Source organism: Mitsuaria sp. GD03876, from assembly GCF_029840635.1.
In the GTDB taxonomy this organism is placed as follows: Bacteria; Pseudomonadota; Gammaproteobacteria; order Burkholderiales; family Burkholderiaceae_C; genus Roseateles.
In genome coordinates this window covers 123,681-148,801 of sequence record NZ_JAOCCU010000012.1, presented here as the reverse complement: position 1 = coordinate 148,801, position 25,121 = coordinate 123,681, and the positions used below count along the sequence as shown (strand labels likewise).

Below are 25,121 nucleotides of genomic sequence, written 5' to 3'. Positions count from 1 at the left end.
CGCAGCGGCCGGGGCTGTGCGGCGAGATCGCCGCCGCGATGCAGCGCGTCGATCCCGAGCTGCGCCTGGACGGCCTGGACCAGCCCGTCCCCTTGCGCCGGCTGGAGCTGATGCTGGGCAACGGCGAGCTCGACGTCTTCTTCTGCCTGCTGCGCTCGGAGCACCGCCATGCGCTGATGCGCTACCTGCCGGTGCCGCTGTACCGCGTGGCGCATGTGCTGGCGACGCGCGCCGGCGACGCGCCGCCCCCGCGTACCTGGGACGAACTGCGCGCCTTCTCGCGCCGCCATCCGCTGCTGCTGGCGCAGGGCACGAAGCTGGCGTCGACGCTGCAGGAGGCGGACGTCTCCTTCCTGGAGAGCGCCCGCAGCGACCGCGAGGCGCTGCAGATGCTGGTGCGCGGCCGCACGGCGGCGGTCTACGGCCAGGACCTCAACCTGCGCCAGGCCGCGCGCGGCGCCGGACTGGAGGCGCAGGTGCGCATCGGCACGCAGGCCTTCGAGGAGGAGACCCAGTTCGTCGTCGTCTCGCGGCAGCTGCCCGAGCCGGTGGTGGCGCGGCTCACCGAGCGGCTGCGCCAGCTCAGCGCATCCGGCGAGATCGCACGGCTGGCCGAGCGCTATCGCTGAGCGGGATCAGCCGGACGCGGCGCACTTCCTACAATCGCCGTCTTTCCCCGCCACGCGCCGCCGCGCCTCGCCATGAACCCGCCCACCTATCGCATCGCCCCGAGCATCCTGTCCGCCGACTTCGCCAACCTGGGCGAGGAGGTCCGCAACGTGCTGGCCGCGGGCGCGGACTGGATCCACTTCGACGTGATGGACAACCATTACGTGCCCAACCTGACCTTCGGGCCGATGGTCTGCGAGGCGCTGAAGAAACACGCGGTCAAGCCCGACGGCACGCCCGCCCCGATCGACGTGCACCTGATGGTGCAGCCGGTGGACGCGCTGGCGCAGGCCTTCTGCCGCGCCGGGGCGAACCTGGTGAGCTTCCATCCCGAGGCCAGCCAGCACGTCGACCGCACGATCCAGCTGATCAAGTCCGAGGGCGCGCAGGCCGGGCTGGTGTTCAACCCGGCCACGCCGCTGGACGTGCTGGAGTGGGTGATCGACAAGGTCGACCTGGTGCTGATCATGAGCGTCAACCCCGGCTTCGGCGGCCAGAGCTTCATCCCCGGCGCGCTGAAGAAGCTGCAGCAGGCCCGGGCGATGATCCTGGCCTCGGGCCGCGACATCCGGCTGGAGATCGACGGCGGCGTCAAGGTCGACAACATCCGCGAGATCGCGGACGCGGGCGCGGACACCTTCGTCGCCGGCTCGGCGATCTTCGGCAAGCCCGACTACAAGGGCGTCATCGACGCCATGCGCGCCGAGCTGGCGCGCTGAGCCCGCCGGTGCGGAGCGATCGACCCGTGACCCGCGTGCTGCTCGTCTGCGCGGCCAACCTGTGCCGCTCGCCGATGGCCGAGGCGGTGCTGCGGCTGCGCGCCGCGGAGCTGGGCCTGACCGAGGTCGCCTCGGCCGGCGTGTTCGCGTCGTCGCGGGCGCACCCGGTCGACAAGCGCGCGCTGACGGTGCTCGAGCAGCGCGGCTACGGCATGGACCGGCGCTGGCGCTCGCGCAAGGTCACGGTCGAGGACTTCGACCGCCACGACCTGATCCTGGCGATGGACCGGCCGGTGCTGCGCGCGCTGCGGGCGATGCGGCCGGCGGTCGCGCCGGCGAAGCTGGGGCTGTTCCTGGCCGGCATGACCGGCCTGGGCCTGGACGAGGTGCCCGACCCGTACTACGGCGCGGGCAGCGCCTTCGTGCACGTGCTCGACCTGATCGAGGCCCGCGCGCATACCTGGCCGCATGACGCGGCGGTCTTTCACAAGACGGCCGGCGCCTGAGGCCGGGGAGGGGTGACGATGAGCGAACGACTGGCGCAGGGCCCGGACGGCCAATGGCGATGCAAGTGGTGCGAGGCGCCCGGCTTCGAGGCCTACCGTGCGTACCACGACGACGAATGGGGTTATCCGGTCGTCGAGGACCGACGGCTGTTCGAGAAGCTGTGCCTCGAGGGCTTCCAGTCGGGCCTGTCGTGGCGGACGATCCTGGCCAAGCGGGAGAACTTCCGCCAGGCGTTCAAGCGCTTCGAGATCGCCAAGGTCGCGAAGTTCAAGGAGGCCGATGTCGAGCGGCTGCTCGCCGACGAGGGCATCGTGCGTCATCGCGGCAAGATCGAGGCGGCCATCCACAACGCCGGCCGCGCGCTGGAGCTGCAGAAGGAGGCGGGCTCGCTCGCCGCGTTCTTCTGGCGCTTCGAGGATCCGGAGGAGGGCGGCGACGTGCGTCCCACCTCCGAGACCTCGATCCGCCTGTCCAAGGAACTGAAGAAACGCGGCTGGAAGTTCGTCGGCCCGACGACGGTCTATGCCTTCATGCAGGCGATGGGCCTGGTCAACGACCACGCGCCGGGCTGCATCGGCCGCGAGGCGGCTGCAGCGGCACGCCACGAATTCCGCCCGCCTCGGTGATCCCGGGCCGGCATGGGGCTTGGGGGTCCTGGAGGGATCCCCCATGCCCCGTGGAGGCCGCGCCGGACGGCGGCCGGTGGGTGGCCCCCGTCAGTCCGCGTGCCCCGGCGCCGGATGGGCCGGATTCGCAGGATGCCCCGGATGCTCGGTCAGCCGCGTCGGCGCGACCTCCCGCGTGTCGGGCCCCTTCCCGCTGAAGCGGTCCAGCGCCAGGTAGATCACCGGCGTGATGTAGAGCGTCACCGCCTGCGACAGGATCAGCCCGCCGACCACCGCCAGGCCCAGCGGCTGGCGCAGTTCCGCCCCGGCGCCCAGTCCCAGCGCGATCGGCAGCGCGCCCATCAGCGCGGCAAGCGTGGTCATCATGATCGGGCGGAAGCGCAGGATGCAGGCCTCGCGGATCGCCTGCGGCGGCGTCATGCCGCCGTTGCGCTGCGCGTCCAGCGCGAAGTCGATCATCATGATCGCGTTCTTCTTCACGATGCCCACCAGCATCAGGATGCCGATCGTCGCGATGATGGTCAGCTCCATGCCCGCGAGCTGCAGCGTCAGCAGCGCGCCCACCGCCGCCGACGGCAGGCCGGCCAGGATGGTCAGCGGGTGGATGTAGCTCTCGTAGAGCACGCCCAGCAGCACGTAGATCACCGCCACCGCCAGCACGATCAGCAGCAGCTGGCCGCCCTGCGAGTCCTTGAACACCGCCGCGTCGCCGCCGTAGCTGGTGATGATGGACGGCGGCAGGCCGATCTCCCGCGTGAACTGGTCGATCTTGGCCGTCGCGTTGCCCAGCGGCACGTCGGGCGCGAGGTTGAAGCTCAGCGTGATCGCCTGCAGCTGGCCCTGGTGGTTGACCGCCGTGGGGCCCAGCTCGCGCTTGACGCTGGCGAACGCGGTCAGCGGCACCATCGTGCTGTTCCTGCCGCGCAGGTAGATCTTGTCGAACGCGTCCTCGCTGAGGCGGTCGCTGTCGACCGCTTCCATGATGACCTGGTAGGTGTTGCTCTCGGCGTAGATGCTGGACACCTGGCGCTCGCCGAAGGCCGAGTACAGCGCGTTGCGCAGGTCCTGCATCTGCACGCCCAGCAGCGTCGCGCGTTCGCGGTCGATCACCAGGTTGGCCTGCAGCCCGCGCAGCTGCGAATCGCTGGTCACGTCGCGGAACGCCGGGTCGTTGCGCAGCTTGTCCTGCAGCTTGACCGCCCAGGTATTGAGCTCGCCGGTGCTGACCGACTGCAGCGTGAACTGGTAGCGGCTCTTGGACTGGCGGCCGCCGAGCTGCAGGTTCTGCACCGGGCGCAGGTAGACGGCGATGCCGGGCACCACGCGCAGCTTCTTGCGCAGCTGCTCCAGCACCTGCGGCATCGCCACGCGCTCGGCGCGCGGCTTCAGGTTGATGAACAGCCGGCCGGTGTTGACGTTGCCGCCGCCCCCGCCGCCGCCCACCGCGGCCGACACCGACGCCACCGACGGATCGTCCTGCACGATCTGCGCGACGCGTTCCTGCAGCACCGTCATCGCGGCGAAGGAGATGTCCTCCGAGGCCTCGGTGCTGGCCTGGATCTGGCCGATGTCCTCCTCGGGGAAGAAGCCCTTGGGGATGGCGATCCACAGCCAGGCGCTGGCGACGAAGCTGGCCAGCGCCACCACGCCGACCACCCAGCGGTGGCGCAGCGCCCAGTCCAGCGAGCCGGTGTACTTGCCCAGCACCCAGCCGAAGCCGGCCTCGAACGTGCGGCCCAGCGCGTTCTCCCGGACGTCGTGGTGGCTGCTCAGGAAGCGGCTGCACAGCATCGGCACCAGCGTCAGCGACACGCCGGCCGAGACCATGATCGCCAGCGACACGACGACGGCGAACTCGTGGAACAGCAGCCCGATGACGCCCGGCATGAAGAAGATCGGGATCAGCACGGCGACCAGCGAGATCGAGATCGACATGATGGTGAAGGCCATCTCGCGCGCGCCGCGGATGGCGGCGTCGAACGGCGCCATGCCGTCCTCGACGTGGCGGTAGATGTTCTCCAGCATCACGATCGCGTCGTCCACGACCAGGCCGACGGCCAGCGTGATGCCCAGCAGCGAGATGTTGTCCAGGCTGTAGCCCAGCGCGAACAGCAGCGTCACCGCGCCGATCAGCGAGATCGGCAGCGACAGCGTCGGGATCAGCGTCGCGACCATGCGGCGCAGGAACAGGAAGATCACCATCACCACCAGCCCGACCGTCAGCGCCAGCGTGAAGTAGACGTCGTGCAGCGACTCGCGGATCGAGACCGAGCGGTCGTTGAGCGTGCTCATCTGCACCGAGGCCGGCAACTGCGCCGCGAAGCGCGGCAGCATCGCCTTGACCGCGTCGACGACCTTCACCGTGTTGGCGTCGGGCTGGCGCTGCACGGCCAGCACGATGGAGCGCTCGCCGTTGAAGTTGGAGAAGGACTTGACGGTCTCGTAGCTGTCCTCGACGTCGGCCACCTCGCGCAGGAACACCGGCGCGCCGTTGCGCGTGGCCACGACGATGCCGCCGAAGGCGTTGGCGTCGCGCAGCTGCTTGTTGGCCTGGATGGTCAGCGTCTGGCGCGAGCCGTCCAGCGTGCCCACCGGCGTGTTGGCGTTGGCGCCCTTGACGGCGGCCTGCAGCTCGTCGAGCGTGATGTTGCGTTGCTGCAGCAACTCGTTGCGCGCCTTGATGCGCACCGCGAAGCGCTTCTGGCCGTAGATCGAGACCTGCGCCACGCCGTCGATGGTGGACAGGCTGGGGGTGATCAGGTTCTCGGCGTAGTCGTTGAGCTCGGACAGGTTGATCGACGGCGAGGTCAGCGCCACCAGCAGCACCGGCGCGTCGGCCGGGTTGACCTTGCGGTACGACGGCGGCGTCGTCATCTCGGTGGGCAGCGCGCGCAGCGAGCGGAACAACGCGGCCTGCACGTCCACGGCGGCGGCGTCGATGTCGCGCGCGGAGTCGAACTCCAGCGTCAGCGAGCTGCTGCCCAGCGTGTTGGTCGAGGAGATCGTCGTGATGCCGGCGATCGTCGAGAACTGCTTCTCCAGCGGCAGCGCCACCGACGAGGCCATCGTCTCAGGGCTGGCGCCGGGCAGGACCGCCTGGACGTTGATGACCGGCGTGTTGAAGCTGGGCAGCGCGGCGACCGGGATGCGGCTCCACGCGGCCAGGCCGGCGACGACCAGCGCCACGTTCAGCAGCACGGTCATGACCGGCCGCCGGATGAAGAGTTCGGTGAGATTCATGACAGCGTCCGGAAGCGGTGGCGGAGGGCGTCGGGCGGGCGGGGGAGGCGGCCGGAAGCGGGCCGGTCCTCAGGGCGCGGCGACGTCGCCGTTGGAGGCGCCGGCGCCGGCGGCCGACGCGGCGGCGGCCAGGCGGGCGGCGGCGGCCGGGTTGACCGCGGCGGGCTGGGTGCGCACGGGGGTGCCGGGGCGCAGGTTCTGCTTGCCGTCGAGCACGACCGTCGCGCCCGCGTCCACGCCGTCGACCACGGCCATCTCGCCGAAGGTGTAGCGCAGCTTGACCGGCTTGAGCTGGGCGGTCTTGTCCGGGCCGACGACGTAGACCTGGCGGTCGCTGCCGCGCAGGATGATCGCGGCCTGCGGGATCACGATCGCGTCGGGCATCGAGCGCAGCGTCATGCGCACGCGCAGGTACTGGCCGGGCCAGAGCTTCTGGGCGGCGTTCTCGAACTCGGCCTTGAGCTTGATCGTGCCGGTGGTGGCGTCGACCAGGTTGTCCACGAAGATCAGCTTGCCGCGGGCGACGGACTCGACGGGCTTGCCGCTCCTGCTGTCCTTGCGGGAAGGGCCGCCCTCGATGGTGGGCAGCACCACCTGCACCTCGGGCGCGGGCCGGGCGGCGCCGCCTTGCGGGCGCATCGCGTCCAGCACCGGGGCGAGCTCGGTCTCGGGCAGGTTGAAGCTGATGGCGATCGGGTCGATCTGGACGATGTTGACCAGCGGCGTGCCCGAGGCGCTGGCCTGGACCAGGCTGCCGGGCCAGACGTTGACCGCGCCGGCGCGGCCGGCGAAGGGCGCGCGGATCTCGTTGTAGCTGAGCGCGACGGTGGCGGACTGGACCGCGGCGGCGTCGGCATCGACCAGGCTGCGGCCGCCCTCGAGGTTGGCCAGCGCCGTGTCGACGGCGCTTTGCGCGACGAACTTCTGCGCCAGCAGGTCCTTGGCGCGCTCGTACTGGCGCTGCAGGTCGCCGAGGCTGGCCTTGTCGCGGGCGAGCTGGGCGCGGGCCTTGTCCAGGTTGGCACGGTCGGCGCGGTCGTCGAAGCGGAACAGCGGCTGGCCCTTGGCGACGGTCTGGCCGTCGTGGACGAGCACGTCGCGCACGGTGGAGGTCGTCTGGGCGCGGACGTCGACCTGGTTGAGCGGGGTGACGGTGCCGGAGGCCTCGACGGTGACCGGCACGTCGCGGCGCTGGGCGGTGACGACGCCGACCATCTGCGTGCCGCCCGGGCCGGAAGCGCCGCGCGCGGCCGGCGTCGCGGCGGCCGCGCCGCCGTCATGGGCCGCCGACCGTGACTTCCACCACCAGCCGCCGGCGGCGACGAGCAGGACGACGATCAACGACAGGACAACGGACTTGCGGCGCATGAACACTTTTCTCCAACGACGGTCGCCTCAGGCGGGCGGGACCGGGCGCGGAAGCTTAGGTCTGGCCTTGGCGACGAATGTTTCGTCCAGGTTAATCCTGCGCATGCGCGAGGAAAACCTGTGCGAATGGAGAAATACCCCTCACCCCCACCCCTTCCGGGCGCTGCTCCTCTCCCGCACCGCGGGAGAGGGCCGGGGTGAGGGGCGTCGCCCTCAGCGCGCCTTGAGCGCCAGGGCCAGCGCCGCGCCGACGGTGGCGTTGTGCTTCACCAGCGCGATGTTGGTCGCCAGGCTGGCGCCGGCGCTCAGGTCCTTGATGCGGGCCAGCAGGTAGGGCGTGACCGCCTTGCCGCTGATGCCCTGCGCCGTGGCCTCGCGCAGCGCCTGCGCGATGAAGCCGTCGATGACCGCCTGCGGCATCTCGTGCTCGGCCGGGACCGGGTTGCTGATCACCGCGCCGCCGCCCAGGCCCAGCGCCCATTTCATGCGCAGGAACTTCGCCTGGTCGGCCGGCGCGTCGATCCGGAAATCGGCCTTCAGCCCGCTGTCGCGCGTGTAGAACGCGGCGAAGTTCTCCTGTACCACCGACAGCACCGGCACGCCGTGCGTCTCCAGGTACTCCAGCGTCAGCGACAGGTCCAGGATGCTCTTGGCGCCGGCGCAGACCACCGCCACCGGGGTGCGCGCGAGTTCCTGCAGGTCGGCCGAGATGTCGAACGAGGTCTCCGCGCCGCGGTGCACGCCGCCGATGCCGCCAGTCACGAAGACCTCGATGCCGGCCAGGTGCGCGCAGATCATCGTCGCGGCGACCGTCGTCGCGCCGACGCGGCCGGTGGCCAGCGCGAAGGGCAGGTCGCGGCGGCTGAGCTTCATCGCGTCGGGCGACTGGCCCAGCAGCTCGAGCTGCGCGTCGTTCAGGCCGACGCGGACCTTGCCGTCCAGCACCGCGATCGTCGCGGGCACCGCGCCGTGGGCGCGCACGATGGCCTCCACCTCGCGCGCCGTCTGCACGTTCTGCGGGTACGGCATGCCGTGGGAAATGATGGTGGACTCCAGCGCCACCAGCGGCCGGCCCTCGGCGCGCGCGGCGGCCACCTCGGGGGAGTAGTCGATCAGGGTCGGGTCGAAACGGTCAGGGGTCGTCATGGGCGTGTTCATCGGGGTGTTCTCGACATCGTCGGAGGGGGCGGCAGGTCGGGTGGCCGTGCGTCGAATGCTTGTGCGGCGGTGCGTCGGGCCGCCGCGTCAGACCAGCAGCGCGGGGCTCAGCGCCTCGCTGACGGTCGCGTCGCTCTGCAGCGTCAGCGCCGCCAGCCGCAACCCCAGCGCGCAGGCGCCGCGCAGGTCGTCGGGGTCGCGGTGCAGCGCGGCCGCGATGCCGGCGGTCATCGCGTCGCCGGCGCCGGTGACCTCGCGGATCGTCGCCGGGTCCAGCGGCGGCGCGGCCAGCAGGACCAGCTCGTCGTCCTCGGAGTAGCGGACGCCGTCCGCGCCGTCGCTGATCACCAGCCGCCGCAGGCCGGCCTCGCGCAGCGAGCGCCAGGCGTCGCGCAGCGCCGTGTCATCGGGCAGCGGCCGCCCGACCAGCGCCTGCAGCTCGCCGCGGTTCAGCACCAGCAGCTCGACGCCGCGCAGGTCGGCGCCGAGTCGCGCCATCTTCGGCTCCGACACGGCCACCAGCAGCAGCGACTGGCCGCGCAGGCGCGCCTCGGCGCGCAGCTCGTCGAGCGTCTCGCGCGGCAGGTTCAGGTCGGCGACCAGCCAGCGCGCCGGCGCGCGGTGCGGCGCGGTCTGGCGCAGGAAGGCGGGATCGAGCCGGTCGGTCAGGACCATGTGCGCCAGCGCGAGCACCAGTTCCCCGCGCGGGTCCAGCACGGCGGTGTAGCTGCCGGTGGCGGCATCCGTCGCCTGCAGGCAGCCGGCGCAATCGACGCCCAGCGCCTGCAGTTGCGCCAGCAGCGCCTGCCCGGCGGCATCGCGGCCGACGGCGGTCAGCAGATGCACCGGCAGGCCGAGCCGCGCGAGGTTCTCGGCGATGTTGCGGGCCACGCCGCCGGCCGATTCATGCTGCGCGGCGGGATTGGAACTGCCCATGCGCAACTCGCCCAGGCCGCGCAGCTTGCGGTCGAGGTTGGTGCCGCCGAGGCAGACGATCGGCTGGCGCTGCGGCAGCACGTAGGCGCGGCCGAGGATGCGGCCCTCCCGCGTGAGCTGGGCCAGGTGGCCGGCCACCGCCGAGCGCGACAGGCCGAGCCGGTCCGCCAGCTCCTGCTGGCTGATGAAGGGATTGGCCTCAACCAGCGCGAGCAGCTGTTCCTTCGAGGAGAGGTCCTTGGGCGTCGACATGGCGCCGGATTCTAGGCAGATCGGCGCCACGAATCAAACAATTGTCTTTTATGTGGACAATTGTTTTCCGCGCTCGGTGTCGCATGGCTCCCTCTCCCGCACCGCGGGAGAGGGCGGGGGGTGAGGGTCTTAGAAGAACCCCAGCTTCTGCTGCGAGTAGCTGACCAGCAGGTTCTTCGTCTGCTGGTAATGGTCCAGCATCATCTTGTGGGTCTCCCGCCCGATGCCCGATTCCTTGTAGCCGCCGAAGGTCGCGTGCGCCGGATACGCGTGATAGCAATTCGTCCACACGCGCCCGGCCTTGATGCCCTTGCCCATCCGGAAGGCGGTGTTGATGTCGCGCGACCACACGCCCGCGCCCAGTCCGTACGGCGTGTCGTTGGCGATGCGCAGCGCCTCTTCCTCCGTCTTGAAGGTCGTCACCGCGAGCACCGGCCCGAAGATCTCCTCCCGGAAGATCCGCATGTCGTTGGTGCCCTTGAACAGCGTGGGCTGGATGTAGTACCCGCCCGCCAGGTCGCCGCCGAGCTGCGCGCGTCCGCCGCCGATCAGGCACTGCGCGCCCTCCTGCTTGCCGATCTCCAGGTAGGACAGGATCTTGTCGAGCTGCATCGACGAGGCCTGCGCGCCCATCATCGTCTCGGTGTCCAGCGGGTTGCCCTGCTTGATCGCCTTCACGCGGTCGATGGCGCGAGCGATGAACCGGTCGTAGATCGATTCATGGATCAGCGCGCGCGACGGGCAGGTGCAGACCTCGCCCTGGTTGAACGCGAACAGCACCAGGCCCTCGATCGCCTTGTCGAAGAGGTCGTCGTCGCGCGACGCGATGTCGGGGAAGAAGACGTTGGGGCTCTTGCCGCCGAGCTCCAGCGTCGCCGGGATCAGGTTGGTCGCCGCGGCCTGCGCGATGACGCGTCCCGTCGCCGTCGACCCGGTGAACGCGACCTTGGCGATGCGCTTGCTCTGCGCCAGCGGCATGCCCGCTTCCTTGCCGTAGCCGTTGACGATGTTCAGCACGCCGGGCGGCAGCAAATCGGCGATCAGCTCGGCCAGCACGAGGATGCTGACCGGCGTCGACTCCGCCGGCTTGAGCACCACCGCGTTGCCCGCGCCCAGCGCCGGCGCCAGCTTCCACGCGGCCATCAGGATCGGGAAGTTCCACGGAATGATCTGGCCCACGACGCCCAGCGGTTCGTGGAAGTGGTACGCGACGGTGTTGGCGTCGATCTCGCTGAGCGCGCCTTCCTGCGCGCGCAGGCAGCCGGCGAAGTAGCGGAAATGGTCGACCGCCAGCGGCAGGTCGGCATTCAGCGTCTCGCGCATCGGCTTGCCGTTGTCGACGGTCTCGGCGTAGGCGAGCAGCTCCAGGTTCTGCTCGATGCGGTCGGCGATGCGCAACAGCACGTTGGCGCGTTCGGCCGCGGGCGTGGCGCCCCAGCGCTCGGCGGCGGCGTGCGCGGCGTCCAGCGCGAGCTCGATGTCGGCGGCGTTCGAGCGCGCCGCCTGCGTGTAGACCTGCCCGGTGATGGGCGTGATCACGTCGAAGTACTGGCCGTCGCGCGGCGCGGTCCAGCGGCCGCCGATGAAGTTGTCGTAGCGCGGCTTGAAGGACAGCGGCGCGCCGGCCGCGTTGGGCTTGGCGTAGATCATGGAAAGGTCTCCGTGGTGGTTGAGGCGAAGGACGCCGCCGCCCTCGTTGCATGCGCCGTGCCAGCCGATCGCGCGCGTCGCCATCGCGCGCAAGACCCTGCTGGCCGGCGCGAAACGGTTCCCAAGCCGACAGGAAGCGGTCAGGATCGCTCCACAGACTGGTCCAGGCACCGCCCCCGCCGGCACAGGTGTTCCGCGATGGAACACCTCCGGCGCGGATCGCGGCTCGAATCGGACGCCATCGCGACGGCGTGGCCGGATCGGGCCGCCAGCGACGGCGGGCCGCAGGCAAGGAGACAACAGGATGGTGAAAACCCCGAGCGGCGTCGCGCTGGCGCCGCGGCTGCTGCGCGCCGCGCGGCGCGAGCTGCTGGACACCGGCCGGCTGAGCGTCGAGGCGCTCGACGAACGCCTGGGCCGCAGCTGGCTGCGCAGCCGCGACTTCGGGCTGAGCCCGGCGGGCCGGCCGCCCGGCGCGCCGCATGCGTCCGGCGCCCAGCTGCGCCGCGCGCTGGAGCGGCAGCATGAGTTGGTCGCGCATGCGCGGCCGGTGATGGAAGACCTGTTCGAGCAGACCCGCGACAGCGACGGCCTGGTGATCCTGGCCGACGCGCAGGGATTGCTGCTGGGGGCGCTGGGCGATGGCCGCTTCGTCGACCGCGCGCAGCGGGTGGCGTTGCGGCCCGGCGCGATCTGGGACGAGCGCTGGCGCGGCACGAACGCCATCGGCACGGCGCTGGCCGAGCAGCGGCCGGTGGCGGTGCTCGGCGGCGAGCACTTCCTGGAGCGCAATGCCTTCCTGAGCTGCACCGCCGCGCCGATCCGCGATCCGCAGGGACGGGTGCTGGGCGTGCTGGACATCTCCGGCGAGCAACGCGGCTTCCAGCGGCACACGCTGGCGCTGGTGCGCTCGGCGGCGCGGATGGTGGAGCACCGGTTGTTCCAGACGCGGCATGCGGATGGCCTGCGGCTGCAGCTGCACGCGCAGCCGGAAGGCCTCGGCACGCCGACCGAAGGGCTGCTGGCCCTGAGCGAGGACGGGTGGATCCTCGGCTGCAACGCCGCGGCGCTGGCGTGGCTCGGCGCGGAGGCGGCGCGGGCGAGTCCGCTCGACGCGGTGCTGCCGGTCCGGTGGGCCGAGCTGATGGACTGGGCGCGCCAAGGCGGCGAGGGCGCTCGCCTGCTGCGCCGCGAAGACGCGCCGCCGCTGTGGGTGCGGCTGGAGGCGCCGCGAGGATGGCTGAGACCGACGCCAGCGGCGAGCGCGGAGGCGGTCGACCGGGAGCACGATCGCGGCGCCCACTTCGACGGCGATGCCTGGGTACATGCCGGCGGACGAGCCGAAGCGGGCGCCGCGGCGAGCCCGGTCGCGCACGAGTCGGGACGTATCGATCGAGCCGCGGCTCAGGACCGAGTCGAACGCGCGGATGCGCTGCAGGCGCTCGACCTCGGCGACGCCGCGATGCACCAGGCGGTGCTGCGCGCGCGCCGCGTGCTCGACAAGCCGATCCCGCTGCTGCTGCAAGGCGAGTCGGGCGTGGGCAAGGACCTGTTCGCGCGGGCCGTGCATGACAGCGGTCCGCGGCGGGACCAGCCCTACGTGGCGGTGAACTGCGCGGCGCTGCCGGAATCGCTGATCGAGGCGGAGCTCTTCGGCTACCGGCCCGGGGCGTTCACCGGCGCGTCGCGCGAGGGCGCGCGGGGACGGCTGCGCGAGGCCCATGGCGGCACGCTGTTCCTCGACGAGATCGGCGACATGCCGCTGCCGCTGCAGGCGCGGCTGCTGCGCGTGCTGCAGGACCGGCTGGTCCAGCCGCTGGGCGGCGGCCCGGCGGTGGCGGTCGATTTCCAATTGATCGGCGCCAGCCACCGGCCGCTGCGGCAGCTGGTGGCGCAAGGGCAGTTCCGCGAGGACCTCTACTACCGGCTCAACGGCCTGACGCTGAGCCTGCCGCCGTTGCGCGAGCGCCAGGACTTGCCGCTGTTGGTGGCGCGGCTGCTCGCGGCGATCGAGCCGTCGAGGCCGGTGGTGCTGGACCCGGCGCTGGCGCGTGAACTGGCGGCCTACCCGTGGCCAGGCAACGTGCGTCAGCTCGAGCAGGCGCTGCGGATCGCCTGCGCGCTGATGGAACCTGGGGAGGCGGTGATCCGCCGCGGGCACTTGCCGGACGACCTCGTCGAGGAGCTGGATCAGTGCGAGCCGCCGCGGGCGCCGGCCTCGGTGGGCGGTCCTGGGGAAGCCTTGGCGTCGTCGGAGTCGATGTCATCGGCCTCGCTTGAGGCGGCGTCGATGCCCTCGGTCCCGTCGATGCTGCGCGAGCAGTCCCGCGCCCATGCGCGACGGGTGCTGGCGGACTGCGATGGCAATCATTCGGAGGCGGCGCGGCGGCTGGGGATCGGACGCAACACGCTGTACCGGCTGCTGAGGGATCGCGCCTCGTCAGGCCTGTAGGGCATCCCCCGACACGCGCATCAGCGATCCGCCGAAGCGTCGATGCGGCGATCGCGGCTTCGGCGGGAACGCGGCGCTGCGTATGCTTCGATTCATGCGGTCCAGGGTTCTGGTGGTGGATTGCAGAGGCGCAAGCCGGACGTCAATGGGTAAGGCGGGCATCCGAAAGGATGTCCGCCTTCGTCTTTGGGCGCGGAGCGGGCGCGGATGTCGGTGGAGGTCCGCGATGGGTCCGTCAGCGATTCGCGAAATGCTGGATCGCGCGACCGACGCGGGCGGTCTCGAGCAGGTTGCCGAGTTCCTCCATCAGTTCGTCGCCGTCTTCGCAGTGGAGGCTCTGAAACTCATAGACGAGCTGGACGGCAAACGCGCCTTCGGAACTGGTGTCCCATCCCGCGATGATCCATCCCTCCTGCTCGTCCAAGACGCTTTGAATGACAAGTCGATGACGCAGTTTGGAGGTGAACGCCACCGCGTCGTCCTTGGCGCCATGGAACTTGCCGACGACCAGCCGGGCTTTGCCGGAGGTGGCGCTTCGGATTGCCGCGTCCACCTGATCGAGGATGCGTTGAATCTCGGCACGCTCGCCTTCGGCCGTGATGGCGTTGTCGATCCCTGCTCGAATGCAGTCTGCGAAGTCAATCATGTGGGTAGCCTTTCAAGGTGGCCAATGATGGGAAGGTGGTCGAAGAATCGGTGCCGGGAGCGGACGTCAAGGCCCGAAGGTGGTTGCGGCACGACGCGCGTGTCCGCTTCGTTCAGCCGCCAGCCCGCGCGTCCAAAGAGCACCGCCGAAGACACGATCATCTGGTCGAAGGTCCGCCACCAGGAGTCACGACCTCCCCGATGAAAGTAGGTGCCGGGGTCGCTGAGGCACTGCGCGGCGTCGCCTGGAACGAATGAACTCAGGTGCCGCCAGAACGGGTTGTAGAGCAGCGCCGCATTCCTCTTGACCTTGTCGCGGTCGCGGCTGGCGTGGAGATATCGTTCCAGTCCTTCGTCGAAGGGCTCGTCGTTGAAGTCGCCGATCAGCACGACATTGGCGTCGTCATCGAGTCCGGGCAGGTTGTCCTCGATCCAGCGCCGTAGAAACGCCGCGATGTGGGTTCGTCCGCTGTCATGGCGATCCATATGCAGGCGGCTGGGCCAATGCGACACGATCAGGTCGCACCATTCGCCGGCTTCGAGCAACCGGACAGCGAAGTAGAGGCCGGCCTTGATGACCGATTTGCCGTCCCTGAAAAGAATGGGCTCGTCGGCTTCGACCCGGACGCGATCCTTGCGGCTGAGGATGCACACCGAGAAGCGACTTCGACCGGCGCGATGGAAGGCGCTCAGCCAGTTGTACTCAAGACGCGCCCGCGTGCAGGCCTCTCGCAGGCTCCAGGCGCTGGCTTCGCTCATTTCTCCCAGGACGATCACATCGGCCTGGGCGACGTCGATCAGATGGATCAGCACGTCGGCGGTCGCTGCGACATGCTGCGTCCGAAGCTTGGATCGCGCTCGGGTGGGTGACAACCCGGTGTTCCACCAGACGATGCGCATGCCCGCCCCGATGGCTGGTTGAGAAGTCTTCATGGCCGGTGAACTGCCCCTGGCGATGGGAGTGACACATCGCCGGCCCTTGCGGCCGGCGGCCGCTCCATCGCGTGTTTCGCGGGGGAGGGCAGTCACTCTACGCATCGGGCATTCACATCGCCAGCCCCGATTCGCTCTCCTTTTGATGCGCTTTCCGCCGCCGATGCCGAGCATCGGTCAGCGGACCCACCGACTGTTGTGAACCGAGTCCGCGATCACGCGCCGCCGGGCAGCGGCGCGTCGCGATGGACCAGTCCGGCCTGGCGCAGCTCGCGCCAGAAATCGACCGGCACGCGCTCGTCGAGCGCGGCCCGGTCCTCGGCGATGCGGCCCGGCTGGCTCGCGCCGGGAATCACCGCCGCGACCGCCGGATGCGCCAGCGAGAACTGCAGCCCCGCCGCCTTCATGCTGATGCCGTGGCGATCCGCGATCGCCTTGATCCGCGCGACCTTGTCCAGGATCGCCGGCGACGCCGGGGCGTACTCGAAGTTCGGTCCGCCGACCAGCGCGCCCGAGCTGTACGGCCCGCCGACCACGATGCCCAGCCCCTTGGCCGCGACCTGCGGCATCACGCGCTGCAGCGCGCGGTCATGGTCGAGCAGCGCGTAGCGCCCCGCCAGCAGGAAGCCGTCGGGCCGCGGCCCCTCCAGCGCCATCAGCAGCTCGATCGGCTCCACGCGGTTGACGCCCAGGCCCCAGGCCTTGATGACGCCCTCGTCGCGCAGCCGGTCCAGCGCCTTGAACGCGCCCTTGCGCGCGCCTTCGAAGACGCCGAGCCACTCGTCGCCGTAGAAGTCCTGCGCCACGTCGTGGACCCAGACGATCTCGATGCGGTCGGTCTTCAGCCGCTTGAGGCTGTCCTCGATCGAGCGCAGCGTCGCGTCCTCCGAGTAGTCGTTGACCACCTTGTTGGGCCGGCCGTGCTTGAAGACGTCGCCCTTCTCGCCGTTGTCGCGGGCCGAGACGTCCTCGGTCTCGTCCAGGATCAGCCGGCCGACCTTGGTGCTGATGACGTAGTCGTCGCGGCGGCGGTCGGCCAGCGCGTCGCCCATGCGGATCTCGGCCAGCCCGGCGCCGTAGAACGGCGCGTTGTCGAAGTAACGGATGCCGTCGTTCCACGCGGCGTCGACCGTCGCGCGCGCCTCGGCCTCGGGGATGTCGCGGAACATGTTGCCCAGCGGCGCCGTGCCGAAACCGAGCTTGCCGGGGAGAAGGTCCTTGAGTGCCATCGTGAACTCCTGGTGGGGATGGAATGCAGGACGAAGTCTGATCCTCCCAAGCGAATTCATCCAATTTATCCGTTGAACTTCAGATATTCGTTGGGCAAGATATCTGGATGCGATACGACCTGAACCTGATGCCGGTGTTCCTCGCCGTGATGGAGGAGCGCAGCGTGACCCGCGCCGCGCAGCGGCTGGGCATCACGCAGCCGGCGCTGTCCAACGCGCTGGCGCGGCTGCGCGAGCTGCTGAAGGATCCGCTGTTCATCCGCGAGCGCTACGGCATGCAGCCCACGCAGAAGGCGGAGGAACTCGCGCCGGTCATCGCCGCCGCGCTGGCGAGCCTGGACGGCGCCATCCTCGGCCAGCAGGATTTCGATCCGATGAAGGCGACGCAGCTCGTGACGCTGGCGCCCAACAGCTACGTCGAGCTGGTGCTGGTGCCGGCGATCGTGGCGCGGCTGCGCGAGCGCGCGCCCGGCATGTCGGTGCGGCTGACGCCGTTCGGCACCGACCTGGCGGAGACGGGCGTGATCTCGGGCTCGACGGCGATGGTGCTGGGACGTGTCGTCGAGCCGCCGGACAACCTGGTCGTGCAGCCGGTGATGAGCGACGGGCTCGCGTGCATCGTGCGCCGCGGCCACCCAGCGGTGGACGGCAAGTTCGGCCGGCGCCAGTACGAGCAGCTCAAGCATGTCAACGTGCTGCCGCCGGGCCGGCTGCGCGCCGGGCTGTTCCAGGCGCTGGAACGGCAGGGGCTCAAGCGCGAGGTGGCGGTGTCGGTGACGCACTTCCTGGCGGTGCCGGAGGTGATCGCCGTGACCGACTACTGCGCGACGCTGCCCGCGCAGATCTGCCGCTGGCTGGCGTCGGACCCGCGGCTGCAGGTGCTGCCCACGCCGGTCGACCTCGGCACCTTCCCGGTCGAGATCGCCTGGCACGTGCGGTATCGCGACGATCCGGCCCACCGGTGGCTGCGGGCGCTGGTGGCGGAGGTCGCGGCCGAGGTCGGCGCCCAGGGCGCGGCCGGCGAGGCGAAGGCGCGAGGGTCGGGGCGAGCGGCGGGGCGAGGAGCGGCGCGCGCGGCCGGTCGGGCGTCGGGTCGGGCGGGGAAGCGCTCGTCGACGGTGGTGAAATGAGCGCCATGTCCGCGCTGACCCCCACGCCCACCGCCTTCATGATCGACCTCGACGGCACGCTCGTCGACACGCTGGGCGACTTCGTCGCGGTGCTCGACCGCGTGATGGCCGACATGGCGCTGCCCGCGGTCTCGCGCGATTTCGTCGAGCACACGATCGGCCAGGGCAGCGAGCACCTGATCCGCAGCGTGCTGGCCGAGGCCGGCGCCCCGCAGGAACGCTACGAGGAGGCCTGGGCGCTCTACCAGCGCCACTACGAGGTGCTCAACGGCGAGTTCGCCGACGTGTTCCCCGGCGTGGTCGAGGGCCTGGACGCCTTGCGCGCGCTCGGACTGCCGATGGCCTGCCTGACCAACAAGCCGGCGGCCTTCGCCCGGGGACTGCTCCAGCGCAAGGGCCTGGCCGGCTACTTCGACCGCGTCTTCGGCGGCGACGACTTCGAGCGCAAGAAGCCCGATCCGCTGCCGCTGCTCAAGACCTGCGAATCGATGGGCTCGGCGCCGGCGACGACCTGGATGGTCGGCGATTCCAGCAACGACGCCCGCGCCGCGCGCGCGGCCGGTTGCCCGATCGCGCTGGTCAGCTACGGCTACAACCACGGCCAGCCCATCCGCGAGGTGGGCGCCGATCGCCACATCGACCGGCTCGACGAATTGCTCGGCTGAGGCCGGGCCGGCAAATCAGCGGCTGCTGCCGGCCGCGTTGCGGTTGCTGGTCACCGCCGGCTTGCCGCCGCCCAGCAGCGCGACCTTCAGGTCGCTGTCCGCCGGCGACTTGCCCAGCCAGATCTTGAGCAGCATGTGGAAGAAGTCCTCGCCCTTGATCGGGTCGCCGGGGACCAGCTGGCCGTTGACGAAGATCACCGTGCCCGTCCCGGGGATGTAGTCCACGCCGAAGCTCTCGCCGGTCTTGAGCTTCTTCTTCTGCACGAAGATCTCCGACATGCGCAGCACGCCAGCGATCGAGCGGCCGAACTCCTCGCGCGTGGCGTTCTGCTCCATGCCCTTGGTGAAGAGCTTGCCGAGCTCCTCGCCGTCGATGTCGCGCAGCATCTGGATGTGCAGGCGCTTCGGACCGGTGTTGGCGAGCACCGCCTCGGGCGTCGCGGCCCTGGCGTTCAGGTACAGGCCGGCGGTGTAGACCTTGAAGATCGCCTTGTAGCGGATGCCCGCGCCGTTGAGCACGAGCTTCTGGCCGGCGACCTCGGCGGTGCCGTCGTACTTCACGCCGGCCACCTCGACCGGCGCCGCGGCGGGCGCCGCGGGCGCGGCCGGGGCGGCGGCGGGCGTGGACTGGGCCGACGCCGCGAGTGGCGCCAGCATCGCGGCCGCGAGCGTGCCCGCGGCCATCAGGACATTGCGCTTGGACATCATGTCTCCTTCCCTCCGGAGGATCGGCCGGCTCCGCGGCCGACTCTGGACGCGAAGTATCTGCCATGGATCCGAAGCGGGGCCATCCGGGATCGTCCTGCTACACTGGTCCGCACCATGTTTATCACGCGCAAGCACATCAAGGGGTCGAACGACCGGGGAGCCTGGCCCTGGCGATCCTGGCACGACTTCACCTGAAGCCGCCTGCTGCTTGCCACCCGCCGTCCACTGCTGATCCCCGGACGCGGGACCGTCACACTTCCTCTGCACCCTACCGTACGGGGCAGGTCCAACAGGCGACCTGAGTTTTCGCTCGCGCGTGCCGTGACCTTGTGCGTCACCGAGGGCCGCCGCAGCCGACAAGAGGTTTGACGACGTGATCACCGAACTGGAATTCCAAAGCCTGGCCGCCGACGGCTACAACCGCATCCCGCTGATCAGCGAGGCCTTCGCGGACCTCGAGACCCCGCTCTCGCTCTACCTGAAGCTGTGCGCCGGCAACGGCCCCGGCCGCCACAGCTTCCTGCTGGAGTCGGTGGTCGGCGGCGAACGCTTCGGCCGCTATTCCTTCATCGGCCTGCCCGCGCGCACCGTCCTCAAGAGCGAGGGCCCCGTCACCCGCGTGATCCGCGACGGCGCGGTCGTCGAGACGCACGAGGGCGACCCGCTGGCCTTCATCGAGGCCTACCAGCAACGCTTCAAGGTCGCGCTGCGCCCTGGCATGCCGCGCTTCTGCGGCGGCCTGGCCGGCTACTTCGGCTACGACGCGGTGCGCTACATCGAGCCGCGCCTGGCGGACTCCACGCCCGACGGCGGCCTGGCCACGCCCGACGTGATGCTGCTGCAGTGCGAGGAGCTGGCCGTCATCGACAACCTGTCGGGCAAGCTCTACTTGATCGTCTACGCCGACCCGGCGCAGCCCGAGGCCTACTTCAAGGCCAAGAAGCGCCTGACCGAGCTCAAGGACAAGCTCGGCTACTCGGTGGCCGCGCCGCGCGTCGTGCGCGGCCAGGCGCATCCGGTGGAGCGCGAGTTCGCCAAGGCCGACTTCCTGGCCTCGGTCGACAAGGCCAAGGCCTACATCGCCGCCGGCGACTGCATGCAGATCGTCTTCGGCCAGCGGCTCAAGAAGCGCTACACCGAGTCCCCGCTGAGCCTGTACCGCGCGCTGCGCTCGCTCAATCCCAGCCCCTACATGTACTTCTACGACATGGGGGACTTCCAGATCGTCGGCGCCTCGCCGGAGATCCTGGTGCGCCAGGAACAGACGCCCGACGGCCGCAAGGTCACGATCCGCCCGCTGGCCGGCACGCGCCCGCGCGGCGGCACGCCCGAGCAGGACCAGGCGCTGGAGGTCGAGCTCAAGGCCGATCCGAAGGAGCGCGCCGAGCACCTGATGCTGATCGACCTGGCCCGCAACGACATCGGCCGCATCGCGCGGACCGGCAGCGTGAAGGTCACGGACGCGTTCGCGGTCGAGCGCTACTCGCATGTGATGCACATCGTCAGCAACGTCGAGGGACTGCTGCAGGACGGCGTGGGCAACATGGACGTGTTCCGCGCCAGCTTCCCGGCCGGCACGCTGTCGGGCGCGCCCAAGATCCGGGCAATGCAGATCATCGACGAGCTCGAGCCCGTCAAGCGCGGCATCTACGGCGGCGCCTGCGGCTACCTGAGCTTCGGCGGCGACATGGACCTGGCCATCGCGATCCGCACCGGCGTCGTCATGGACCAGGTGCTGTACGTGCAGGCGGCCGCGGGCATCGTGGCCGACTCGGTGCCCGAGCTCGAATGGAAGGAGACCGAGGCCAAGGCCCGTGCGCTGCTGCGCGCCGCGGAACTGGTCGAGGAAGGTTTCTGAGCCGGACGAAGGAGAACGACATGCTGCTGATGATCGACAACTACGACAGCTTCACCTTCAACCTGGTGCAGTACTTCGCCGAGCTGGGCGCCGAGGTGAAGACGGTCCGCAACGACCAGATCACGCTCGACGAGATCGCCGCGCTCGATCCCACCCACCTCGTGCTCTCGCCCGGACCGTGCACGCCCCGCGAAGCCGGCGTCTGCGTGCCGGCGATCCAGCGCTTCATCGGCCGGTTGCCGATCCTGGGCGTGTGCCTGGGCCACCAGAGCATCGGCGCCGCGCTGGGCGGGAACATCGTCCGCGCCAAGGTGCAGATGCACGGCAAGTCCTCGACGATCGCGACCGACGCGAAGGGCGTCTTCAGCGGCCTGCCCGAGCGCTTCGACGTGATCCGCTATCACTCGCTGGCGATCGAGGAGGCGACGATCCCCGCCGAGCTCGAGGTCAGCGCCCGCAGCGAGGACGGCGAGATCATGGGCGTGCGCCACCGCGCGCTGGCCGGCACCGCGACGCCGCTGGAAGGCGTGCAGTTCCACCCCGAATCCATCCTGTCCGAGCACGGTCACGCGATGCTGAAGAACTTCCTGGAGTTGGCACGATGAGCGAAGGCAAGAGCGAAGGCAAGAACGACAGCAACGGCGACGGCGCACGCCGCGTCGTCGACCTGCGCAGCGACACCGTCACCCAGCCGACCGCCGGCATGCGCGCCGCGATGGCGTCGGCGCCGCTGGGCGACGACGTCTTCCGCGACGACCCGAGCGTCAACGCGCTGCAGGCGGCGGTGGCGGAGCGGCTCGGCTTCGAAGCCGCGCTGTTCATGCCCACCGGCACGCAGAGCAACCTCGCGGCGCTGATGTCGCACTGCCAGCGCGGCGACGAGTACCTCGTCGGCCAGTTCGCCCACACCTACCGCTGGGAAGGCGGCGGCGCGGCGGTGCTGGGATCGATTCAGCCGCAGCCGCTGAGCCACGCGCCGGACGGCTCGCTGCCGCTGGCCGACATCGAGGCCAACATCAAGCCCGACGACGCGCACTTCGCGCGCACGCGGCTGCTGGCGCTCGAGAACACGATCGGCGGCAAGGTGCTGCCGATGGACTACCTGGCCGCAGCGTCCGAGCTCGCACAACGCCACGGGCTGGCGCGCCACCTCGACGGCGCGCGGCTGTTCAACGCGGCCGTCGCCGTGGCGGCGCGCGAAGGCGGCGACGCCTACGCCGCGGCCCGGCGCATCGCCGCGCACTTCGACAGCGTCTCGGTGTGCTTCTCCAAGGGCCTGGGCGCGCCGGCGGGTTCGGTGCTGTGCGGCTCGCGTGAGCTGGTCCAGCGGGCGCACCGCTGGCGCAAGATGCTCGGCGGCGGCATGCGCCAGGCCGGCGTGCTCGCGGGCGCGGCGCACTACGCGCTCGACCACCACGTCACCCGCCTGGCCGAGGACCACGCCCTCGCGGCGCGGCTGGCCGAGGGCCTGCGCGGCCTGCCGGGCCTGGCCGTCGAGGCGCCGCAGACCAACATCGTGTTCTGCGACGTCGACAAGGACATCGCCGCGAAGCTGGTCGCGCACCTGAAGACCGAGGGCGTGCTGACGACCGGGCTGTACAAGCTGCGTTTCGTCACGCACCTGGACGTCGACGCCGCCGGCGTCGACCGCGCGATCGCGGCGACGCGCCGCTTCTTCAATGCCTGAGGGGAGCCCCGCCATGCCCATCACCGACAACGAAGCGCTGACCCGCGTCATCGAGCACCGCGAGATCTTCCACGACGAGATGCTGGCGCTGATGCGCCGGATCATGAGCGGCGACATCTCGCCGGTCACCGCCGCGGCGATCCTGATCGGGTTGCGGGTGAAGAAGGAGACGATCGGCGAGATCACCGCCGCCGCGCAGGTGATGCGCGAGTTCTCCGTCAAGGTGCCGATCGCGCCGGGGCCGCACCTGGTGGACGTCGTCGGCACCGGCGGCGACGGCGCGCACACCTTCAACATCTCGACCTGCTCGATGTTCGTCGCGGCCGCGGCGGGCGCGCAGGTCGCCAAGCACGGCAACCGCAGCGTCTCGTCCAAGACCGGCAGCGCCGATGTGCTGGAGGCGCTCGGCGTGACGCTGTCGCTGCCGCCGCAGGCGGTCGCGGCCTGCGTCGAGCAGACCGGCATCGGCTTCATGTTCGCGCCCAACCACCATCCGGCGATGAAGAACATCGCGCCCGTCCGCAAGGAGCTGGGCGTGCGCACGATCTTCAACATCCTGGGCCCGCTGACCAACCCGGCCGGCGCGCCCAACATCCTGATGGGCGTGTTCCATCCGGACCTCGTCGGCATCCAGGTCCGCGTGATGCAGCGCCTGGGCGCGCAGCACGCGGTGGTGGTCTACGGCAAGGACAACATGGACGAGATCTCGCTGGGCGCGGCGACGCTGGTCGGCGAGCTGAAGAACGGCGAGATCCGCGAGTACGAGATCCATCCCGAGGACTTCGGCATGCCGATGGTGGCGAGCCGCAACCTGCGCGTCAGCGGGCCGGAGGAGAGCCGCCGCATCCTGCTGGGCGTGCTGGGCAACGAGCCCGGCGCGGCGCGCGACATCGTGCTGCTGAACGCCGGCGCGACGCTGTACGCGGCCAACGTCGTCGAGTCGATCGCCGACGGCGTCGCCAAGGCGCGCGTGGCGATCGAGTCCGGCGCGGCGCGCGCCAAGCTCGACCAGTTCGTCGCCGAGACCCAAAGGCAGGCGGCCGCGCTGGCCTGACCGACCGCGCCGCGCGGGCCGCCCGGCGGCTCGCGGCGGCATCGCCCGGCGAGCTGCCGGGTTCGAAGAAGGAGCTGTATGTCCGACATCCTGGATCGCATCAACGCCGTCAAGCGCGAGGAAGTCGCCGCGGCGCAGGCCAGGCGGCCGCTGGCCGCGCTGCGCGCCGAGGCCGAATCGCGCGCCGAGCCGACGCGCGGGTTCGTGAAGGCGCTGCGCGCCAAGATCGCCGAGGGCCGCAGCGGCGTGATCGCCGAGGTGAAGAAGGCCAGCCCGAGCAAGGGCGTGCTGCGCGAGGACTTCCGTCCCGCCGACATCGCGCGCAGCTACGAGCAACACGGCGCCGCCTGCCTGAGCGTGCTGACCGACGCGCCGTTCTTCCAGGGCTCGGTCGAGTTCCTGCAGCAGGCGCGCGCCGCCTGCGCGCTGCCGGTGCTGCGCAAGGACTTCATGGTCGATCCGTACCAGGTCTACGAGGCGCGCGCGATGGGCGCCGACTGCATCCTGCTGATCGCCGCGAGCCTGGACGACGGCCAGATGGCGGAACTCGAGGACTGCGCGCTGGGCCTGGGGCTGGACGTGCTGGTCGAAGTGCATGACGGCGAGGAACTCGAGCGCGCGCTGCGGCTCAGGACGCCGATGGTCGGCATCAACAACCGCAACCTGAAGACCTTCGAGGTGACGCTGGACACGACGCTGGGCCTGCTCAAGCACGTGCCCGCCGACCGCCTGCTGGTGACCGAGTCGGGCATCCTCGGCCCCGACGACGTCGCCCGCATGCGCGACGCGTGGGTGAACGCCTTCCTCGTCGGCGAGGCCTTCATGCGCGCGCCCGATCCGGGCGCGGCGCTGGCCACGCTGTTCCGCTGATCGTCCGCCCGTGCCGATGACCGCGACGCTCAAGACCCTGGACTGGCAGGCCGGCGACGGCTGGCAGCCCCTCATCGATACCTGGCGCGCGAGCGCCGACGGCCAGCGCATCGAGGCGCTGCTGAAGGAGCGCCTCGCCGCCGGCGCGACGATCTATCCGCCCGATCCGCTGCGCGCGTTGCGGCTCACGCCGCTGACGCAGGTGAAGGTGGTCATCGTCGGCCAGGACCCGTACCACGGGCCGGGGCAGGCGGAAGGGCTGTCGTTCTCGGTGCCCGCCGGCGAGAAGCTGCCGCCCTCGCTGCGCAACATCTTCAAGGAGCTGCAGCGCGACCTCGGCCAGCAGCCGGCGATGTCCGGCCACCTCGGCGAGTGGGCCCGGCGCGGCGTGCTGCTGCTCAACACCAGCCTGACGGTCGAGGACGGCGCCGCCGCCTCGCACGCGAAGAAGGGCTGGGAATCGCTGACCGACGCGCTGATCGCGGCGACCGCGAAGGACCCGTCGCCGAAGGTCTACCTGCTGTGGGGCGCCCACGCGCAGGCCAAGGCGCCGCTGATCGAGGCGGCCGGACATGGCCACCTCGTGCTGCAGGCCAACCACCCGTCGCCGCTGTCCGCCACGCGCGGGCCCGCGCCCTTCATCGGCTGCGGGCACTTCTCGACCGCGCGAGACTGGCTGAAGGGGCAGGGCGTCGACCTCGCTTGGTCGCTCGACTGACGCGACGCCGCACCGCCGACCCATAACTGGTACGGCGGTGGTCATAA

Annotated in this window: 22 protein-coding genes; 13 read left to right on the top strand and 9 right to left on the bottom strand. The window is 70.6% G+C overall.

Features of this window, described 5'->3' with window-relative positions; all coding sequences use genetic code 11:
• The 4 genes from N5D62_RS10135 to N5D62_RS10120 all read left to right on the top strand — a co-directional run.
• On the top strand, nt 1-629 hold a 629-nt coding region (locus N5D62_RS10135; protein WP_279757581.1), incomplete at its 5' end, for a transporter substrate-binding domain-containing protein.
• 72 nt (nt 630-701) lie between these two features.
• Entirely contained in the window at nt 702-1,388 is a 687-nt protein-coding gene (gene rpe / locus N5D62_RS10130) for a ribulose-phosphate 3-epimerase (protein WP_279757580.1), read from the top strand.
• Nucleotides 1,389-1,414: 26 nt separating this feature from the next.
• A complete protein-coding gene (locus N5D62_RS10125; RefSeq protein ID WP_279757579.1) occupies nt 1,415-1,894 on the top strand; it encodes a low molecular weight phosphotyrosine protein phosphatase in 480 nt (159 codons plus the stop codon).
• An 18-nt stretch (nt 1,895-1,912) separates the two neighbouring features.
• Complete coding sequence (locus tag N5D62_RS10120) at nt 1,913-2,521, top strand: DNA-3-methyladenine glycosylase I (RefSeq protein ID WP_279757578.1); 609 nt, start codon at nt 1,913-1,915, stop codon at nt 2,519-2,521.
• Nucleotides 2,522-2,611: 90 nt separating this feature from the next.
• Here N5D62_RS10120 and N5D62_RS10115 read toward each other — a convergent pair whose 3' ends face one another.
• The 5 genes from N5D62_RS10115 to N5D62_RS10095 form a co-directional block, all read right to left on the bottom strand.
• Nucleotides 2,612-5,761, bottom strand: coding sequence for an efflux RND transporter permease subunit (locus tag N5D62_RS10115; RefSeq protein ID WP_279757577.1), 3,150 nt, complete (start codon nt 5,759-5,761; stop codon nt 2,612-2,614).
• 69 nt (nt 5,762-5,830) lie between these two features.
• Entirely contained in the window at nt 5,831-7,129 is a 1,299-nt protein-coding gene (locus N5D62_RS10110; RefSeq protein WP_279757576.1) for an efflux RND transporter periplasmic adaptor subunit, read from the bottom strand.
• 213 nt (nt 7,130-7,342) lie between these two features.
• Entirely contained in the window at nt 7,343-8,275 is a 933-nt protein-coding gene (locus N5D62_RS10105) for a pseudouridine-5'-phosphate glycosidase (protein WP_279757575.1), read from the bottom strand.
• A 99-nt stretch (nt 8,276-8,374) separates the two neighbouring features.
• Entirely contained in the window at nt 8,375-9,475 is a 1,101-nt protein-coding gene (locus tag N5D62_RS10100; protein WP_279757574.1) for a winged helix-turn-helix transcriptional regulator, read from the bottom strand.
• A 129-nt stretch (nt 9,476-9,604) separates the two neighbouring features.
• The gene (locus N5D62_RS10095) at nt 9,605-11,125 is read right to left on the bottom strand and encodes an aldehyde dehydrogenase (protein WP_279757573.1); all 1,521 of its coding nucleotides are present in this window, start codon (nt 11,123-11,125) and stop codon (nt 9,605-9,607) included.
• Between the two features lie 304 nt (nt 11,126-11,429).
• Here N5D62_RS10095 and N5D62_RS10090 point away from each other — a divergent pair, with 304 nt between their 5' ends.
• Complete coding sequence (locus tag N5D62_RS10090; RefSeq protein WP_279757572.1) at nt 11,430-13,577, top strand: sigma-54-dependent Fis family transcriptional regulator; 2,148 nt, start codon at nt 11,430-11,432, stop codon at nt 13,575-13,577.
• A gap of 235 nt (nt 13,578-13,812) precedes the next feature.
• Here the strand turns inward: N5D62_RS10090 and N5D62_RS10085 are convergent, their stop codons facing one another.
• The 3 genes from N5D62_RS10085 to N5D62_RS10075 all read right to left on the bottom strand — a co-directional run bounded on the left by N5D62_RS10085 (nt 13,813) and on the right by N5D62_RS10075 (nt 16,384).
• Nucleotides 13,813-14,223 (bottom strand): hypothetical protein, encoded by a 411-nt coding sequence (locus N5D62_RS10085; protein ID WP_279757571.1) that lies wholly within the window; start codon nt 14,221-14,223, stop codon nt 13,813-13,815.
• Entirely contained in the window at nt 14,220-15,155 is a 936-nt protein-coding gene (locus N5D62_RS10080; RefSeq protein ID WP_279757570.1) for an endonuclease/exonuclease/phosphatase family protein, read from the bottom strand. Before N5D62_RS10080 ends, N5D62_RS10085 begins: the two co-directional genes overlap by 4 nt.
• 215 nt (nt 15,156-15,370) lie before the next feature.
• On the bottom strand, nt 15,371-16,384 hold the full coding sequence (locus tag N5D62_RS10075; protein ID WP_279757569.1) for an aldo/keto reductase: 1,014 nt from the start codon (nt 16,382-16,384) through the stop codon (nt 15,371-15,373).
• A gap of 107 nt (nt 16,385-16,491) precedes the next feature.
• On the opposite strand from N5D62_RS10075, the gene N5D62_RS10070 reads away from it, so the two are divergent.
• A complete protein-coding gene (locus N5D62_RS10070; RefSeq protein WP_279757568.1) occupies nt 16,492-17,514 on the top strand; it encodes a LysR family transcriptional regulator in 1,023 nt (340 codons plus the stop codon).
• Nucleotides 17,511-18,179 (top strand): phosphoglycolate phosphatase, encoded by a 669-nt coding sequence (gene gph, locus N5D62_RS10065; protein ID WP_279757567.1) that lies wholly within the window; start codon nt 17,511-17,513, stop codon nt 18,177-18,179. Before N5D62_RS10070 ends, gph begins: the two co-directional genes overlap by 4 nt.
• 15 nt (nt 18,180-18,194) lie before the next feature.
• Here gph and N5D62_RS10060 read toward each other — a convergent pair whose 3' ends face one another.
• Nucleotides 18,195-18,884, bottom strand: coding sequence for a chalcone isomerase family protein (locus tag N5D62_RS10060; protein WP_279757566.1), 690 nt, complete (start codon nt 18,882-18,884; stop codon nt 18,195-18,197).
• A 376-nt stretch (nt 18,885-19,260) separates the two neighbouring features.
• On the opposite strand from N5D62_RS10060, the gene trpE reads away from it, so the two are divergent.
• From trpE to N5D62_RS10030, 6 genes are all read left to right on the top strand, one after another.
• Nucleotides 19,261-20,745 carry an anthranilate synthase component I gene (trpE, locus tag N5D62_RS10055; protein ID WP_279757565.1) on the top strand — a complete coding sequence of 495 codons (1,485 nt, stop codon included), beginning with the start codon at nt 19,261-19,263 and terminating at the stop codon, nt 20,743-20,745.
• A gap of 20 nt (nt 20,746-20,765) precedes the next feature.
• Nucleotides 20,766-21,350 carry an aminodeoxychorismate/anthranilate synthase component II gene (locus N5D62_RS10050; RefSeq protein WP_279757564.1) on the top strand — a complete coding sequence of 195 codons (585 nt, stop codon included), beginning with the start codon at nt 20,766-20,768 and terminating at the stop codon, nt 21,348-21,350.
• Nucleotides 21,347-22,432 (top strand): low-specificity L-threonine aldolase, encoded by a 1,086-nt coding sequence (gene ltaE / locus N5D62_RS10045; protein ID WP_279757563.1) that lies wholly within the window; start codon nt 21,347-21,349, stop codon nt 22,430-22,432. The genes N5D62_RS10050 and ltaE overlap by 4 nt, the downstream gene beginning before the upstream one ends.
• Nucleotides 22,433-22,445: 13 nt before the next feature.
• The gene (gene trpD, locus N5D62_RS10040) at nt 22,446-23,486 is read left to right on the top strand and encodes an anthranilate phosphoribosyltransferase (protein ID WP_279757562.1); all 1,041 of its coding nucleotides are present in this window, start codon (nt 22,446-22,448) and stop codon (nt 23,484-23,486) included.
• Nucleotides 23,487-23,564: 78 nt separating this feature from the next.
• Nucleotides 23,565-24,356 (top strand): indole-3-glycerol phosphate synthase TrpC, encoded by a 792-nt coding sequence (gene trpC / locus N5D62_RS10035; RefSeq protein WP_279757561.1) that lies wholly within the window; start codon nt 23,565-23,567, stop codon nt 24,354-24,356.
• Between the two features lie 16 nt (nt 24,357-24,372).
• Nucleotides 24,373-25,074 (top strand): uracil-DNA glycosylase, encoded by a 702-nt coding sequence (locus tag N5D62_RS10030; RefSeq protein ID WP_279757560.1) that lies wholly within the window; start codon nt 24,373-24,375, stop codon nt 25,072-25,074.
• Nucleotides 25,075-25,121: the final 47 nt, after the last annotated feature.

Excerpts from the sequence above, each read along its gene's own strand:
- rpe (WP_279757580.1), top strand. The coding sequence starts at position 702 with ATGAACCCGCCCACCTATCGCATCGCCCCGAGCATCCTGTCCGCCGAC.
- N5D62_RS10120 (WP_279757578.1), top strand. The coding sequence starts at position 1,913 with ATGAGCGAACGACTGGCGCAGGGCCCGGACGGCCAATGGCGATGCAAG.
- N5D62_RS10115 (WP_279757577.1), bottom strand. The coding sequence starts at position 5,761 with ATGAATCTCACCGAACTCTTCATCCGGCGGCCGGTCATGACCGTGCTG.
- N5D62_RS10110 (WP_279757576.1), bottom strand. The coding sequence starts at position 7,129 with ATGCGCCGCAAGTCCGTTGTCCTGTCGTTGATCGTCGTCCTGCTCGTC.
- N5D62_RS10105 (WP_279757575.1), bottom strand. The coding sequence starts at position 8,275 with ATGACGACCCCTGACCGTTTCGACCCGACCCTGATCGACTACTCCCCC.
- N5D62_RS10100 (WP_279757574.1), bottom strand. The coding sequence starts at position 9,475 with ATGTCGACGCCCAAGGACCTCTCCTCGAAGGAACAGCTGCTCGCGCTG.
- N5D62_RS10095 (WP_279757573.1), bottom strand. The coding sequence starts at position 11,125 with ATGATCTACGCCAAGCCCAACGCGGCCGGCGCGCCGCTGTCCTTCAAG.
- N5D62_RS10090 (WP_279757572.1), top strand. The coding sequence starts at position 11,430 with ATGGTGAAAACCCCGAGCGGCGTCGCGCTGGCGCCGCGGCTGCTGCGC.
- N5D62_RS10085 (WP_279757571.1), bottom strand. The coding sequence starts at position 14,223 with ATGATTGACTTCGCAGACTGCATTCGAGCAGGGATCGACAACGCCATC.
- N5D62_RS10080 (WP_279757570.1), bottom strand. The coding sequence starts at position 15,155 with ATGAAGACTTCTCAACCAGCCATCGGGGCGGGCATGCGCATCGTCTGG.
- N5D62_RS10075 (WP_279757569.1), bottom strand. The coding sequence starts at position 16,384 with ATGGCACTCAAGGACCTTCTCCCCGGCAAGCTCGGTTTCGGCACGGCG.
- N5D62_RS10070 (WP_279757568.1), top strand. The coding sequence starts at position 16,492 with ATGCGATACGACCTGAACCTGATGCCGGTGTTCCTCGCCGTGATGGAG.
- gph (WP_279757567.1), top strand. The coding sequence starts at position 17,511 with ATGAGCGCCATGTCCGCGCTGACCCCCACGCCCACCGCCTTCATGATC.
- N5D62_RS10060 (WP_279757566.1), bottom strand. The coding sequence starts at position 18,884 with ATGTCCAAGCGCAATGTCCTGATGGCCGCGGGCACGCTCGCGGCCGCG.
- N5D62_RS10050 (WP_279757564.1), top strand. The coding sequence starts at position 20,766 with ATGCTGCTGATGATCGACAACTACGACAGCTTCACCTTCAACCTGGTG.
- ltaE (WP_279757563.1), top strand. The coding sequence starts at position 21,347 with ATGAGCGAAGGCAAGAGCGAAGGCAAGAACGACAGCAACGGCGACGGC.
- trpD (WP_279757562.1), top strand. The coding sequence starts at position 22,446 with ATGCCCATCACCGACAACGAAGCGCTGACCCGCGTCATCGAGCACCGC.
- trpC (WP_279757561.1), top strand. The coding sequence starts at position 23,565 with ATGTCCGACATCCTGGATCGCATCAACGCCGTCAAGCGCGAGGAAGTC.
- N5D62_RS10030 (WP_279757560.1), top strand. The coding sequence starts at position 24,373 with ATGACCGCGACGCTCAAGACCCTGGACTGGCAGGCCGGCGACGGCTGG.